The organism is Kitasatospora sp. NPDC001664 (assembly GCF_053596675.1).
Window position 1 is genome coordinate 116,620 of sequence record NZ_JBSFGS010000015.1, and the last position, 14,000, is coordinate 130,619.

The window sequence follows — 14,000 nt, forward strand, 5'->3', positions numbered from 1 at the left end:
CAGGGGGAGGGGCGGGTGCTGAGCGGCCGTCAGGGTTGGGACGGCGGGTCGAGCCGGTAGCCCACCCCGCGGACGGTGCGGATCAGGGTCGGGGCGGACGGGACGTCCTCCACCTTGGCCCGCAGCCGCTGCACGCAGGCGTCCACCAGCCGGGAGTCGCCCAGGTAGTCGTGCTCCCAGACCAGCCGCAGCAGCTGCTGGCGGGACAGCGCCTGGCCCGGCCGGCGGCTCAGCTCCAGCAGCAAGCGCAGCTCGGTGGGCGTCAGTTGGAGGTCCGCGCCGTCCTTGGTGACGGTCATCGCGGAGCGGTCGATGACCACGCTGCCGTAGGTGGAGGAGTCCGAGCTCTCGCGCTCGCCCCGGCGCAGCACCGCCCTGATCCGGGCGTCCAGCACCCGGGGCTGCACCGGCTTGACCACGTAGTCGTCCGCGCCCGACTCCAGGCCGACCACCACGTCGATGTCGTCGGAGCGCGCGGTGAGCAGGATGATCGGCAGCTGGTCGGTGCGCCGGATCCGGCGGCAGACCTCGAAGCCGTCGATCCCGGGGAGCATGACGTCGAGCACGATCAGGTCCGGACGCTGCTCCTTGAACAGCTTGAGGCCGTCCTCGCCCGAGGCGGCGGCGGCCACGCGGTGACCCTGGCGGGTGAGGGCGAGTTCGAGGCCGGTCCGGATGGCGTCGTCGTCCTCGATCAGAAGGAGGAAAGGCACGGGCTCATTCTGGACCACGGGGCGCCGGGCTTCACCCACCAGGGGAGGTCGTGCAACTCCTCTGCAACCGGAACCTCCGCTTCTGGCGTCCCCCTCCGACGGGCCGAAGGTCCCGGTGGCTGTGACAGCCCTGTGACAGTCGGCGGACACCCCCATCACAACGGGACGGCAGGATTTTCCATGTCGCCGCAGTTCCCGGGCGGCAGGAACCGTACCGACCCACGGGGGTGCACGATGAACGCCACGCTCAAGACCCGCAGCAACGCGGCAGTCAACCACGCGCGTTCGTCCCGCACGCACTTCGAGGTGAGGACGGACGAGAACTCCGGTGCCGTGATCGTACGGGGGTGCGCACACAGCACCGGGTCCCGCCGCCTCGGCGGGACGAGGGGGGAGCTGTACGGAATCGGTCGCATGGGGAGTGCGACCGAGTCCGCGCAGACCCTGACGCTGCGCGGGGTGCTCCCCGTCGTCGGCGGACAGGGTCGCGAGAGCGCCGGTGCCACGCTGCTGCGGCTCGCGCCGCAGCCCGTGGCGCCCGCCCGGCCGGCCGAGGAGCCGGCGGCCCCGGCCGCCGCGTTCGAGCCGGCGAAGGCCGAACCCGGCGACAACATCGCCGAGTTCACCGCCTACGTGCAGGCCCGCCGGGCCTCGCTGTTCGCCACCGCGTACCACCTGACCGGCGACCGGTACGAGGCCGAGGACCTGCTGCAGAGCGCGCTGTTCTCCACCTACCGCGCCTGGGACCGGATCACCGACAAGGCCGCGGTCGGCGGGTACCTGCGCCGCACCATGACCAACCTGCACATCTCCGCCTGGCGCCGCCGCAAGGTCGCCGAGTACCCCACCGAGGAGCTGCCGGAGACCGCCGGCGACACCGACGCGATGGGCGGCACCGAGCTGCGCGCCGTGCTCTGGCAGGCGCTGGCGAAGCTGCCGGAGAACCAGCGCACCATGCTGGTGCTCCGCTACTACGAGGGCCGCACCGACCCGGAGATCGCCGGCATCCTCGGCATCAGCGTCGGCACCGTCAAGAGCAGCATCTGGCGCGCGCTGCGCCGCCTGCGCGACGACGAGCAGCTCAACCGCAACGGCGACACCGTGCACGCCTTCGGCGAGCTGGTGGCGTGACGCCGCAACGAGACTCCCGTCGGGGGACGGGAAAGGTCACGTCAGGGAACCGGTAGCCGACTCGGGGGAGCGGTGGCCGGAAGGAACGTGGCCGTAACGGAAGGGCCCGGTGCCGGGGAGCGGCACCGGGCCCTTCTGCATGCACGCGTACCGCGTCGTCCCGAGCGGGGCGGAGCTGACGGAGCGCCACCGCTCGGCCCGGTGCCGAGCAGCCCGCTCCGGCGGCGCGGGGTTCGAACCTCGGACGTCGGACGGTGGCAGGAGCCGGGCTGCGGGCGGCCTTTGCCGCGCGGCCCGCCGAGGGTCCGGCCTTCTCGGATGTTCGGGGCCCACGGGCGTGCCGTCAGGTCGTGGCGGGTGCCGGTCGGCAGGCGGCTGCCAGGGCTCGGCCCGGTGCCGGTACGGCCGTCCCGGGTGTCGGGAGGTTCGTGTGGCCGGGCGGCCTGGACCTCGGATCCGCCGTCAGACCGTCGCGGGAGTCAGGCTGCGGGCGACCACCGCGCGGACGCGCTGCTCGGCCTCCGGGCCGGCGCAGGCCAGGGCGCCGAGCTCGACCTGGCGGGCGACGATGCCGCGCTCGGCGCGCATCAGGCGCCAGCCGCGCCGGATCAGCAGCGGCACGGACTTGCGGCCCTCGCGGACGTCGCGGCGGAAGCGCCGCCAGGCGGTGGTGGCCGGGCGGTTGCGCAGGCAGATCGCCTCGCCGAGCAGGCCCTGGTCCGCGCAGAGGTTCGCCAGCTCGGCCGCGAATATCCCCTCGGCGATGAAGGCCGGGGCCCCGTTCAGGTCCAACTCCCGGCTGCCGGCCCGTCCGTTGGCCGGGATCGAGTACACCGGGACCTCGGCCCGCCCGGTCTCCGCCAGCCGGCGGACCGCCTCCAGGGCCTGGTCCAGGTGCCAGGAGAGCGGCGAGTCCCAGTCGGTCCCGCCGCCGGCCTCGGCCGGGAGACGGGGCAGCGTCGGGTCGTCGCCGTCCTTGTAGAAGTCGTCGAGCTGGAGCACCGGCAGTCCGGTCCGCTCGGCCAGCGAGGACTTGCCCGATCCGGAGGGCCCGGACAGCAGGACGACCAGCGCACGCGCCGTCGGGGCGGGGTTCATGGGGGAGTCACTCACGAGACACCAGTCTGACGCACTCCCGGGCGATCCCGAAACCGACGGGACGTCAGTTCTTCGACGGGGGCGAGACGAGCGCCACACCGAGCGCGGGCAGGTACCGGCTGTGCACCTGGACGTACACCGGGCCGCCGTCGGCGGGCTCGTACCGCTTGGCCGCCCAGTCCTCGTCGTGCCAGACCCCCGGCTCCGGGTCCAGCAGCTCCCCGCCCACCGGGAACTCCAGGTACGGGTACGACCGGGACCCGAACGCCGCCTCCGCCCGCCCGGGGGTGAACAGCAGGCTCCCGTTGGTGTACTCGGCCGGCCAGCCCGGGCGTCCGGAGCGCACCGCGCAGGGCAGCCTGGTCTGCTTCCCGGCCCGCAGCCGCCGCATCGCCCGCCGCGCGCGCAGCGCCCGCAGCGGCCCGTCCCCCATCAGCACGGCCAGCTCGCCGAGGATCTCCCACATCCCGAACCCCCCAAGATCGTTTCCCTTCGACGACCCTACGGCGCAGCTCGGCGCGGGTGCACCACCGTGCGGAGGGTCCCGCCCCTAAGGGACGGCGGGCGGGGATGCGACCACGGGCGGAGGAAGGACGGGGCCGGCCCGGGAAAGGGCGACGGGCCCGCGCAAGGGGGGGAGATGCGCGGGCCCGTCCGTGGCCCGTCCGGGCCCTGGGGGGGTGAGGGCACGGGGGACGGGCCAGTCTGTGTGGAGTTGTCCCTGACGGAAGGTCAGATACCCATCGGGTGCCAGACCGTCTTGGTCTCCAGGAAGGAGAGTAGCCGCTCGGTTCCGGGCGCATTGGTCCAGGCCAAGTCGGTCTCGCCGAGCTCCGGGCGGAGCACTCGCTTCAGGGTATCCGCGGCCAGCACCTCCAGCTCGGTCGCCGCGCCGGGCCCGTCGGAGGCGATCGCCCCGGCCAGGTCCAGCCCGTTGACGTCCTGGTGCGAGGCCAGCGTCGGCGCGATGTCGGCGGTCCGGCCCGAGATGACGTTGACCACGCCGCCCGGCAGGTCCGAGGTGGCGAGCACCTCGCCCAGCGAGAGCGCGGGCAGCGGGGCCTCGGCGGCGGCCGCGACCACCACGGTGTTGCCCGCCGCGATCGCCGGGGCGATCACCGAGACCAGGCCGAGGAAGGAGAAGCCCGTCCCGGACTGCGGGGCGACCACGCCGATGACGCCGGAGGGCTCCGGGGTGGAGATGTTGAAGAACGGCCCGGCCACCGGGTTGGTGTTGCCCGCGATCTGGGCGATCTTGTCGGTCCAGCCCGCGTACCAGACCCAGCGGTCGATCGCGGCGTCCACCAGCGCGGCGGCCTTCTTGGTACCGATGCCCTCGGCGGCGGCCACCTCGGCGGCGAACTGCTCGCGGCGCCCCTGGAGCATCTCGGCGATCCGGTACAGCACCTGGCCGCGGTTGTACGCGGTGGTGCCGGCCCAGCCCTTCACGGCGCCGCGCGCGGCCTGCACCGCGTCACGGGTGTCCTTGCGGGTGCCGAGCGGGGCGTTGGCGAGCCACTGGCCCTTGGAGTCGGTCACCTCGTACACCCGCCCGCTCTCGGAGCGCGGGAACTTCCCGCCGACGTACAGCTTGTAGGTCTTGAAGACGCTCAGGGTGGTCTCAGACATCGAGGTACGCCTCCAGGCCGTGGCGGCCGCCCTCGCGGCCGTAGCCCGACTCCTTGTAGCCGCCGAACGGCGAGGTCGGGTCGAACTTGTTGAAGGTGTTGGCCCAGACCACACCGGCCTTGAGCTGGTTCGCCATCCAGAGGATGCGCGAGCCCTTCTCGGTCCAGATGCCCGCCGACAGGCCGTACGGGGTGTTGTTGGCCTTCTCGACCGCCTCGGTCGGGGTGCGGAAGGTCAGCACCGAGAGCACCGGGCCGAAGACCTCCTCGCGGGCGATCCGGTGCGCCTGGGTGACGCCGGTGAACAGCGTCGGGCGGAACCAGTAACCGGCGCCCGGGAGTTCGCACTCCGGGGCCCAGCGCTCGGCGCCCTCCAGCTCGCCGATCTCCGAGAGCTCGGTGATCCGGGCCAGCTGGGCGGCCGAGTTGATGGCGCCGATGTCGGTGTTCTTGTCCAGCGGGTCGCCGACCCGCAGGGTGGCCATCCGGCGCTTGAGGGCGTCCAGCAGCTCGTCCTGGATCGACTCCTGGACCAGCAGGCGCGAGCCCGCGCAGCAGACGTGGCCCTGGTTGAAGAAGATGCCGTTGACGATGCCCTCGACCGCCTGGTCGATCGGCGCGTCGTCGAAGACGATGTTGGCGGCCTTGCCGCCGAGCTCCAGCGAGAGCTTCTTGCGGGTGCCCGCGACCTGCTTGGCGATCGCCCGGCCGACGGGGGTGGAGCCGGTGAAGGCCACCTTGTTGACGTCCGGGTGGGCGGTCAGCGCGGCGCCGGTGCGGCCGTCGCCGGTGACGATGTTGACGACGCCCTTGGGCAGACCGGCCTGGCGGCAGATCTCGGCGAACCGCAGCGCGGTCAGCGGGGTGGTCTGGGCCGGCTTGAGCACGACCGTGTTGCCGGTGGCCAGCGCGGGGGCGATCTTCCAGGCCAGCATCAGCAGCGGGAAGTTCCACGGGATGACCTGGCCGGCCACGCCGAGCGGCTTCGGGTTCGGCCCGTAGCCGGCGTAGTCGAGCTTGTCGGCCCAGCCCGCGTAGTAGAAGAAGTGCGCGGCGACCAGCGGCAGGTCGACGTCCCGGGTCTCCCGGATCGGCTTGCCGTTGTCGATCGACTCCAGCACCGCCAGCTCGCGCGAGCGCTCCTGGACGATCCGGGCGATCCGGAAGAGGTACTTGGCCCGCTCGCTGCCCGGCAGCGCCGACCAGTCGGCGAAGGCCCGGCGGGCGGCGGCGACGGCGCGGTCCACGTCCTCGTCGGTGCCCTGGGCGAACTCGGCCAGCACCTGCTCGGTGGCCGGGTTGACGGTCTTCAGCGCCTCGCTGCCGGAGGAGTCGACGAAGGCGCCGTCGATGAAGTGCCCGTAGGAGGTGGCGATGTCACCGGCGGCGGCCGGGGACTCGGGCGCCGGGGCGTACGTGAACAGGCCGCCCTTGGGGGCCTCGGCCTGCTGCGGCTGGGGGGTGTTCTTGTTCTTGGCCACGAGGATCAGTCCACCGTCACGTAGTCGGGACCGGAGTACCGGCCGGTGGTCAGCTTCTGACGCTGCATCAGCAGGTCGTTGAGCAGGCTGGAGGCGCCGAAGCGGAACCAGTGCGGGGTCAGCCAGTCGTCGCCCAGCGTCTCGTTCACCATGACCAGGTACTTCATGGCGTCCTTGGTGGTCTTGATGCCACCGGCGGGCTTCACGCCGACCTGGATGCCGGTCGCCTGCTTGAAGTCCCGGACGGCCTCCAGCATCAGAAGGGTGACCGGGGGAGTGGCGTTGACCGTCACCTTGCCGGTGGAGGTCTTGATGAAGTCGGCCCCGGCCAGCATGGCCAGCCAGGAGGCGCGGCGGACGTTGTCGTACGTCTGCAGCTCGCCGGTCTCGAAGATCACCTTGAGGTGGGCGGCGGTGCCGTCGGGGCGCTTGCACGCCTCCTTGACCGCGACGATCTCCTGGAAGACGTCCATGTAGCGGCCGGAGAGGAAGGCCCCCCGGTCGATCACCATGTCGATCTCGTCGGCGCCGGCGGCCACCGCGTCGGCGGTGTCGGCCAGCTTCACCGGCAGCGCGGCGCGGCCGGCCGGGAAGGCGGTGGCCACCGAGGCCACCTGGATGTCGGTACCGGCCAGGGCGGCCTTCGCGGTGGCGACCATGTCCGGGTAGACGCAGATCGCGGCGACCCGGGGGGCGGTCGGGTCGCTCGGGTCGGGGTTCCGGCCCTTGGTGCACAGGGCGCGCACCTTGCCGACCGTGTCCGCGCCTTCCAGCGTGGTCAGGTCGATCATCGAGATCGCCAGGTCGATGGCGTACGCCTTCGCCGTGGTCTTGATCGAACGGGTGCCGAGGGTGGCGGCGCGGGCTTCCAGGCCGACGGCGTCGACGCCGGGCAGGCCGTGCAGGAAACGGCGGAGCGAGGCCTCGGACGCCGCAACGTCCTGAAGGCCGCCGCCCGCAGCGCCGGGGGCATTGGCTGCAACAGTGGACATGGTCACCAGCCCAGCATATCTACGCGCGTAGCAACGCGCCAGACCCAGCCACGTTCGATGCACGACCGATATCTCCCGCGCCGGGGGCGCTCCCGCCCCGTCCCAGTGCCCCCACCTGCCCCGCGAGCCCCGTCGATGCTGCCCGCGTGCCTGCCCGGGCCTGGCCCCTGCGGCCCCCGTCGGGCGCCCTGCGGGGCCCGCCGACGGGCTGTCCGCACCGCCAGGGGTGCGGGGGACTGCGCGAGGCGGAGGGCGCTGACCCGCGTGCCGGGTGCGGATGCTCACCTGCCCGCAGGGCTCCGTTCCCGGCACACGGGTCTCTTGCCTCCGCCTCGCGCAGTTCCCGCGCCCCCGGCCCGTGCCGATCAGCGCCGTCCTTCCATCCCGTCCTTCCGTCCGTGCCGCAGGCCTGCGACGTAGGGTGGCCCGGTGACCTCGGGAGACGAAACGGAGCGGCCGAAGCGGACCGGGCGGCGGCCCGGTGGGGCCGACACCCGGCGGACGGTGTTGGAGTCGGCGCGGGCCGAGTTCGCCGCGCGCGGGTACGAGAAGGCGAGCATGCGGGCGATCGCCCGGGCCGCCGGGGTGGATGCGGCGCTGCTGCACCACTACTTCGGCACCAAGGACCAACTCTTCCTCGCCGCCCTGGAGTTGCCCGTCGATCCACGGGCCGTGGTGGAGCTGGCGCTGGCCGGCGACCAGGCCGGTATCGGCGGCCGGGTGGCCGACTTCCTGCTGACGCTCTGGGAGCAGCCCGGCGTGCTGGACCGTCTGCTGGCGCTGATCCGGGCGGCCGCCACCACCGAGCAGGTGGCGGCGCTGATGCGGGGCTTCGTCGCGGCCGAGCTGATCGACCGGATCGCCTCCCGTCTGGAGGTCGAACAGCCGGAGCTGCGCGCCGAGTTGATGTTCTCCCAGATCGTCGGACTGGCGATGGCCCGCTACGTGGTGAAGGTCGAGCCGCTCGCCTCCGCCACCCGCGACGAGCTGCACCCGCTGATCGCCCGCACCTTCCAGAACTACCTGGTGACGCCGTGACCGGGGCGGACGAGCCGACCCTCGACCTCTGGAAGCAGCGCCTGGGCCACGTCCCCGAGGAGGTCTGGCGCCGCACCGAGCTGCGCGTCCTGATCCTCGCCGACAACGAGCTCACCGAGCTGTCGCCCGCCGTCGCCGCCCTCCGGCGGCTCCGCACCCTCGACCTCGGCCACAACCGCCTCGCCGAAGTCCCGCCCGAGCTGGGCGAGTTGACGGACCTCTCGGACTTCCTCTACCTGCACGACAATCACCTCACCGCCCTCCCCTATGCCCTCGGCCGCCTCGCCGCCCTGCGCTACCTCAACGTCGGCGAGAACCGCCTCACCCACCTCCCGGACGCCCTCGCCGGCCTCACCTCGCTCCGCGAACTCCGCGCCGAGCACAACCGCCTGACCGCCCTCCCCGCCGCCCTCGGCCGGCTCCGCGCCCTCCGCGAACTCCACCTGCGCGGCAATGCCATCACGGAACTCCCGTCCTCCACCGCCGCGTTGGCCGACCTCCGGCACCTCGACCTGCGGGACAACCGGCTGACCGCCGTCCCGGAGCCGCTCGCCGCCCTGCCCCGGCTGCGCCACCTAGACCTGCGCTCCAACCAGCTGGCCGCCCTTCCCGACTGGGTCGCCGAACTCCCCGCCCTGGAGAAGCTCGACCTGCGCTGGAACGCGGCCCGCCCCTCCCCGGCCGCCCTGGCCGAGCTCACCCGCCGCGGCTGCGCCGTCCTGTACTGACGGCCCGCCGCCACAAGGTCCGCCGCCATCGAAAGCCCGCCGCGCTCCTTGACGGCACCCGTCCGCGGCGCAAAACTCATCACATGATGAATTCAGCGGTCCGGGTCGCCGGACTGACCGTCGTCCGAGGCGGGCACACCGTGCTGCACGGCCTGGACCTGGACGTCCCGGCCGGGAGCATCACCGGCCTGCTCGGCCCCAGCGGCTGTGGCAAGACCACCCTGCTGCGTTCGATCGTCGGGGTGCAGAAGACCGCCGGCGGCCGGGTCGAGGTGCTCGGCCGGGAGGCCGGGGCGGCCGAGCTGCGCCACCGGATCGGCTACGTCACCCAGGCCCCGGCCGTCTACGACGACCTCACCGTGGCCGAGAACCTCCGCTACTTCGCCGCCGTGCTCGGCGCCCCGCCCGCCGACCCGGCCCGGGTGATCGAGGCCGTAGGCCTCACCGGGCACCGCGACGCCCGTACCGCGCACCTCTCCGGCGGCCAGCGGGCCCGGGTCTCGCTCGCCACGGCGCTGCTCGGCAGCCCCGAACTCCTGGTCCTGGACGAGCCCACCGTCGGGCTGGACCCGGTGCTCCGTCAGGAGCTCTGGCAGCTGTTCCGCGGCCTGGCCGACGGCGGCGCCACCCTCCTCGTCTCCAGCCACGTGATGGACGAGGCGGTCCGCTGCGACCGGCTGCTGCTGATGCGCGAGGGCCGCCTGCTCGCCTCCGACACCCCCGACGGACTGCTCCGCCGCACCGGTGCCGCCGACGTCGACGCCGCCTTCCTGACCCTGGTGGGGAGCACCTCGTGAACACTGCCCGGACCTTGGCCACCGCCCGCCGCGTCCTCGCCCAACTCCGGCACGATCCACGGACCTTGGCGATGCTGCTGGTGGTGCCCTGCCTCCTGCTCACCCTGCTGCGCTACATGTTCGACGACCAGCCGCAGCAGTTCGACCGGGTCGGTGCCGCCCTGCTCGGGATCTTCCCGCTGCTGGTGATGTTCCTGGTCACCTCGGTCGCGATGCTGCGCGAGCGGACCTCCGGCACCCTGGAGCGCCTGCTCACCATGCCGCTCGGCAAGCTCGATCTCCTCCTCGGCTACGCCCTCGCCTTCGGCCTGGTCGCCCTGGTCCAGGCCGCCCTCGCGGCCGGCCTCACCCTCGGCCTGCTCGGCCTCGACGTCCAGGGCCCCACCTGGCTGCTCTTCGCGGTCGCCCTCGGCGACGGCCTGCTCGGCATGGCGCTCGGCCTGCTGGTCTCGGCCTTCGCCCGCACCGAGTTCCAGGCCGTCCAGTTCCTCCCGGCGGTGATCCTCCCCCAACTCCTGCTCTGCGGCCTCTTCGTGCCCCGTGACGCGATGGCCGCCCCGCTCCGCTGGGCCTCCGACGTCCTCCCGCTCTCCTACGCGGTGGACGCCATGAACCGCCTCACCACCACCGCCGGCACCAGCGGCGCACTCCTCACCGACCTGGCCGTGATCGCCGGCTGCACCCTGCTGGCCCTCACCCTCGGCGCGGCCACCCTCCGCCGTCGCACCGACTGACGCCCCGTTACGGTGGGCCGGTGACCGACGACGCCGCGCCTAAGACCCGCTTCCTCGTGCTGCACGACTACGGCATGGGCGGCAGTTGGTGGTGGGTCCGCGCCCGCTCCGAACGCGAGCTGGTGGAGACCTTCGCCCAGGTCGAGGTGGTCCACGCCCCCTCCACCCGAGCCGAGGCCGAGGAGTGGGACCTGGCCGAGGCCGACGTCGACGGCCCCACCGATCCGCCCGGCCTCGGCGGCCTCCGCGCCGAGCGGGACGCCCACCGCGCCCTGCCCGGCTTCGGCGCCCTGGCCGGCCCGGACCCGCTGTACGTCCGGCGGTGCTGGGCCGAGGACGGCGAGACCACCACCTACGTGCTGGAGGTCGACGCCGACGGCCGACGGCTGCGTCAGGTCGAGCTGGAGGAGGACGGCCGGGCCTTCCGGAGCACCCCGGACGACTGGCCGTTCAACACCCCGTGGCTGGACCGGTACTCGCCCGAGTGGCTGCCGTTCGTGATCGCCGCACCGGAGTTCGAACACGAGTGGACCCGCGCGGCCCACGACCCGGACCGCTGAGCGGGCCCGCCCCCGGGGCCGCAGCCGACCCACCGGGCCGCCGCCGTTAAATCGCTGGGCATCCACCGGGCGGTTGGTCTACGGTGGCCCGGCGGGCGGCTCCGCGGCGTGCTTCCTTCTCCACCATCCTTCGAACCCAGTAGCGCGCCCCCTCTCCGCCCGATCCCCTTCTGTCGCCTCCGTAGAGGGATCACTCCGCATGCCCCGAGCCACTACGGCTCCCTTCGACGTCCGCGTCGACCTCGATCTCGGTTCCTTCCTGCTCCGCCGGCGCGGTGGCGTCTGCGTGGCCCCCGGTGACCTGCTGGCCGCTCCCGATCCGTGGAGCCTGCGCGGCCTGGTGGCGCTCGACGCCGACCTGGCTCTGCGCGGCTACCTGCTCACCGGCGAACTACGCGCCGCCCTGGCCACGTTGGCCCCCGCCCGGCTCGCCGAGACGGGCGACGGACTGCTCGCCCGGATCGACCACCTGCTCGGAGCGGACCGCGAGCACACCCCCTTGTTCCGCCGTTTCCCGGACGCCGTGCCCGACCACGCGCACGTCCTGTACTCCCGGCAGATCCGGGCCTTCCTGCTCAACCAGCCCAACCAGCCGTGTGCCAACTGCGGCCGCCGTGGCGCCGAGGCCGGCGTCGGAGCCCTCGCGCCCTGCGCGCACCTGCTCTGCGCGGGCTGCCTGGACGGGCTGACGGCACGGGGCCGCGGCGACCGGTGCCCGGTCTGCGCCACACCCTTGGGGCCGAGCGGCTACCTGCCGGAGGACAGCCGGCTCGGCCGGAAGGCCGCCGAGGAGTACGGTGGCGAACGGGTGATGCGGCCGCTGCGGCTGCTCTCCGGCAGTCAACTCGACGTCGCCATGGCGGAGTTCGGCAGGCTGCTGGCCCGCCGCACCCCGCTCTCCCCGCAGGACCGCGAGGACCTGGCCGCGTTGCTGGCGCACGCCCCGGCGGACCTCGCGCAGTGGCTCCCGGAGCGGATCCAGCTGCGCGAGACCAAGGCCACCGTGCTGGCCGAGCTGCTCCGGCGGGACGGCGTGGACGCCCTCCCGGTGCTCGCCGAGCGGATCGACACCGCCACCGACGTGCTCCGGCTGCTCTGGGCCAGGTCCGGCGCCGAGCCGGACCTGCTGCGCGGCACCGCCCGTCGGCTCCGGCTGCGCAACCTCTCCCGGCCGCTCCGCAAGGGCCTGTTGGCGATCCTGGAGGGCCTGCCGCCGACGGCCCTGGCCGAGGACCTGCGCCGCCACCGCTCGGCCTGGCTGCGGGCGGGCGAGCTGCTCCACCCGTACGAGCACCGGCAACGCTTCCCGAACGTCACCGCCGCCTTCCTGCTGCTCCGGGAGACCGATCTGACGGAGCACGGGCTCGCGCCGGAGGAGGTCGGGGAACCGCTGCGGGTGGTGCGGACGGGCGGGCGCACCAGACTGGCCTTCACCGGCTTCGCCGGGCGGGTCGAGACCCTGCTCGCGGCCGGTGACGTCATGGCGGCCACGGTCGAACTGGCCTCACACCCGGGCGAGTTGGTCCGCAGGCTGCACCACGTCCTGCGGGTGCACGCCACCACCGCTCCCGGTGCGCCGCTGCCCGGTCCGCTGCTGGGGACGGTGGCGGCCGCGCTGCCCCGGGTCGCTCCCGGCCCGCTGCTCGGCGCGTACGGGCGGCTGCGCGGCAGCCGGACGACGGGCGAGCGCCGCCTCTACTTCCCGCGCGGCACGGTCTCGCTGGCCCACGCCCGGGAGGACCACGGCACCGCCGTCCCCGCCGAACTCTCGGCGCCGGTCTGCGCGTTGATCGAGGCGGAACTGGTACGCCGCGGCGCCGACGGCGGCGAGCGGTACCAACTCGCGCTGCTGGACGAGGCCTTGGTGGACCTGATCGCACCGTTCGCCGAGCGGGCCGCCGCCCGCACCCTGGTCTCCGTCCCGCGCGGGAGCCGTCAGCCGCTGCCCCCGGGGGACCGGCTGCGGCTGTTCCTGCACTGGATGCAGCCCGAGCACCTGCGGGTCGACCTCGACCTCTCGGTCGCGCTGTACGACGAGCGGTGGCGCTTCACCGGGCTGTGCGACTACACCAACCTGGTGCACGGCGACCGGGCCGCCGTGCACTCGGGCGACTTCGTGTCGGCACCGCCGCCGGACGGCGTCAGCGAGTTCGTCGACCTCGACCTGGAGCGGCTGCGGGCGGGCGGATCGCGGTACGCGGTGATGATCGTCTTCAGCTACAACGACGTGTCCTTCGAGCAGTTGACGGACGCCTTCACCGGCTTCATGGACCTCGGTGGCACGCCTTCGGGCGGGCGGCACTACCACCCCCGGGAGGTCCGCCAGCGGATGGACCTGGTCGGCGACGCCAAGGTCAGCGTCCCGATGATCGTGGACCTGGCCGACCGCCGCTACACCTGGACCGACCTCAACACCGGTGCCGAGGGCGGCTTCCACAGCGTGTACCGCCACCACGAGGAGGTCGGCGCGCTCAGCCGCGACGTGCTCGCCCACTTCTCCCCGGACCAGCGGGCCACCCTCTGGGACGTGGCCTGCGCCCGCGCGGCGGCCACCGCGGCCGAGGTGCTGGTGCGCGGCCGCGACGGCGGCGTCCGGCCGTGGCGGCGCGGTGCGGACGAGGACCGGGAGGCCTTCGCCGCCCGACTGCGGGCCCGGCGCGATTCCGACGGCCCGGCGGCGGCGGCCGCCGCTCTCCCCGGGCAGCTCGCCGGGAAGCGGGTGTTCGCCGCCCTGGTTGACGGCGACGTCCCCGCTCCGGAAGGGCTCTCCGGGGCGCTCTACCGCCTCTACCCGGGCCCGGTCGACGCGGCACCCGAAGCGGTGGAACGTCTGACGGCCGGTGACCTGGTGGCCGCCCTGGCACCCCGGGCGGCGCGGTCAGCGGCGGAACCGCGTCCCTGAGCAGGGCCGCGCACCGGTGCGGAGGAAGGCGACGCCCCCCAGCACGGCGACGGCGAGCAGGACGGACGGGAGCACCGTCCACCGCACCGCCCCGGCCGCGGTCAGGGCGGTGAGGCCGACCACGGCGGTGATCAGGACGGGCAGCACGGCGTACAGCGCGAGGGCGATGCGGGGGCGACGGTTCACGGGGGCTCCTCC

General features: G+C 73.6%; 14 protein-coding genes. 7 read left to right on the top strand and 7 right to left on the bottom strand.

The genetic code is table 11. From position 1 onward, the window contains the following. Positions 1 to 29 precede the first annotated feature (29 nt). Entirely contained in the window at positions 30 to 713 is a 684-nt protein-coding gene (locus ACWCYY_RS22205) for a response regulator transcription factor (RefSeq protein WP_345291046.1), read from the bottom strand. Positions 714 to 947: 234 nt separating this feature from the next. Between ACWCYY_RS22205 and ACWCYY_RS22210 the strand changes: the two genes are divergently transcribed. After that, positions 948 to 1,844 carry a SigE family RNA polymerase sigma factor gene (locus ACWCYY_RS22210; RefSeq protein ID WP_345291045.1) on the top strand — a complete coding sequence of 299 codons (897 nt, stop codon included), beginning with the start codon at positions 948 to 950 and terminating at the stop codon, positions 1,842 to 1,844. A 462-nt stretch (positions 1,845 to 2,306) separates the two neighbouring features. Here the strand turns inward: ACWCYY_RS22210 and ACWCYY_RS22215 are convergent, their stop codons facing one another. The 5 genes from ACWCYY_RS22215 to deoC all read right to left on the bottom strand — a co-directional run bounded on the left by ACWCYY_RS22215 (position 2,307) and on the right by deoC (position 7,043). Beyond that, complete coding sequence (locus tag ACWCYY_RS22215; RefSeq protein WP_345291062.1) at positions 2,307 to 2,942, bottom strand: ATP-binding protein; 636 nt, start codon at positions 2,940 to 2,942, stop codon at positions 2,307 to 2,309. A gap of 64 nt (positions 2,943 to 3,006) precedes the next feature. Beyond that, complete coding sequence (locus ACWCYY_RS22220; RefSeq protein ID WP_449796995.1) at positions 3,007 to 3,408, bottom strand: hypothetical protein; 402 nt, start codon at positions 3,406 to 3,408, stop codon at positions 3,007 to 3,009. A 266-nt stretch (positions 3,409 to 3,674) separates the two neighbouring features. Further along, a complete protein-coding gene (locus ACWCYY_RS22225; RefSeq protein WP_345291043.1) occupies positions 3,675 to 4,571 on the bottom strand; it encodes an aldehyde dehydrogenase family protein in 897 nt (298 codons plus the stop codon). Next, positions 4,564 to 6,051 carry an aldehyde dehydrogenase family protein gene (locus ACWCYY_RS22230; protein WP_449796996.1) on the bottom strand — a complete coding sequence of 496 codons (1,488 nt, stop codon included), beginning with the start codon at positions 6,049 to 6,051 and terminating at the stop codon, positions 4,564 to 4,566. Before ACWCYY_RS22230 ends, ACWCYY_RS22225 begins: the two co-directional genes overlap by 8 nt. Before the next feature lie 5 nt (positions 6,052 to 6,056). Continuing rightward, complete coding sequence (gene deoC / locus ACWCYY_RS22235) at positions 6,057 to 7,043, bottom strand: deoxyribose-phosphate aldolase (RefSeq protein WP_345291041.1); 987 nt, start codon at positions 7,041 to 7,043, stop codon at positions 6,057 to 6,059. A 429-nt stretch (positions 7,044 to 7,472) separates the two neighbouring features. Between deoC and ACWCYY_RS22240 the strand changes: the two genes are divergently transcribed. The 6 genes from ACWCYY_RS22240 to ACWCYY_RS22265 all read left to right on the top strand — a co-directional run bounded on the left by ACWCYY_RS22240 (position 7,473) and on the right by ACWCYY_RS22265 (position 13,802). Then, the gene (locus ACWCYY_RS22240; RefSeq protein ID WP_449796997.1) at positions 7,473 to 8,081 is read left to right on the top strand and encodes a TetR/AcrR family transcriptional regulator; all 609 of its coding nucleotides are present in this window, start codon (positions 7,473 to 7,475) and stop codon (positions 8,079 to 8,081) included. Continuing rightward, positions 8,078 to 8,809, top strand: a complete 732-nt coding sequence (locus ACWCYY_RS22245) for a leucine-rich repeat domain-containing protein (RefSeq protein ID WP_449796998.1) — start codon at positions 8,078 to 8,080, stop codon at positions 8,807 to 8,809. Before ACWCYY_RS22240 ends, ACWCYY_RS22245 begins: the two co-directional genes overlap by 4 nt. A gap of 83 nt (positions 8,810 to 8,892) precedes the next feature. After that, positions 8,893 to 9,606, top strand: a complete 714-nt coding sequence (locus ACWCYY_RS22250; protein ID WP_449796999.1) for an ABC transporter ATP-binding protein — start codon at positions 8,893 to 8,895, stop codon at positions 9,604 to 9,606. Next, the gene (locus ACWCYY_RS22255) at positions 9,603 to 10,340 is read left to right on the top strand and encodes an ABC transporter permease (RefSeq protein WP_449797000.1); all 738 of its coding nucleotides are present in this window, start codon (positions 9,603 to 9,605) and stop codon (positions 10,338 to 10,340) included. The genes ACWCYY_RS22250 and ACWCYY_RS22255 overlap by 4 nt, the downstream gene beginning before the upstream one ends. Before the next feature lie 20 nt (positions 10,341 to 10,360). After that, complete coding sequence (locus tag ACWCYY_RS22260; RefSeq protein ID WP_449797001.1) at positions 10,361 to 10,900, top strand: hypothetical protein; 540 nt, start codon at positions 10,361 to 10,363, stop codon at positions 10,898 to 10,900. Between the two features lie 199 nt (positions 10,901 to 11,099). Beyond that, the gene (locus ACWCYY_RS22265) at positions 11,100 to 13,802 is read left to right on the top strand and encodes an MXAN_6230/SCO0854 family RING domain-containing protein (RefSeq protein ID WP_449797002.1); all 2,703 of its coding nucleotides are present in this window, start codon (positions 11,100 to 11,102) and stop codon (positions 13,800 to 13,802) included. On the opposite strand, the gene ACWCYY_RS22270 is transcribed toward ACWCYY_RS22265, so the two are convergent. Next, positions 13,779 to 13,988 carry a hypothetical protein gene (locus ACWCYY_RS22270; RefSeq protein WP_449797003.1) on the bottom strand — a complete coding sequence of 70 codons (210 nt, stop codon included), beginning with the start codon at positions 13,986 to 13,988 and terminating at the stop codon, positions 13,779 to 13,781. The two genes, ACWCYY_RS22265 and ACWCYY_RS22270, sit on opposite strands and share 24 nt — an antisense overlap. Positions 13,989 to 14,000 lie beyond the last annotated feature (12 nt).

Bases quoted from the DNA above. Each gene is read 5' to 3' on its own strand.
- ACWCYY_RS22210 (WP_345291045.1), top strand. From the start codon at position 948: ATGAACGCCACGCTCAAGACCCGCAGCAACGCGGCAGTCAACCACGCG.
- ACWCYY_RS22215 (WP_345291062.1), bottom strand. From the start codon at position 2,942: ATGAACCCCGCCCCGACGGCGCGTGCGCTGGTCGTCCTGCTGTCCGGG.
- ACWCYY_RS22220 (WP_449796995.1), bottom strand. From the start codon at position 3,408: ATGTGGGAGATCCTCGGCGAGCTGGCCGTGCTGATGGGGGACGGGCCG.
- ACWCYY_RS22225 (WP_345291043.1), bottom strand. From the start codon at position 4,571: ATGTCTGAGACCACCCTGAGCGTCTTCAAGACCTACAAGCTGTACGTC.
- deoC (WP_345291041.1), bottom strand. From the start codon at position 7,043: ATGTCCACTGTTGCAGCCAATGCCCCCGGCGCTGCGGGCGGCGGCCTT.
- ACWCYY_RS22250 (WP_449796999.1), top strand. From the start codon at position 8,893: ATGATGAATTCAGCGGTCCGGGTCGCCGGACTGACCGTCGTCCGAGGC.
- ACWCYY_RS22265 (WP_449797002.1), top strand. From the start codon at position 11,100: ATGCCCCGAGCCACTACGGCTCCCTTCGACGTCCGCGTCGACCTCGAT.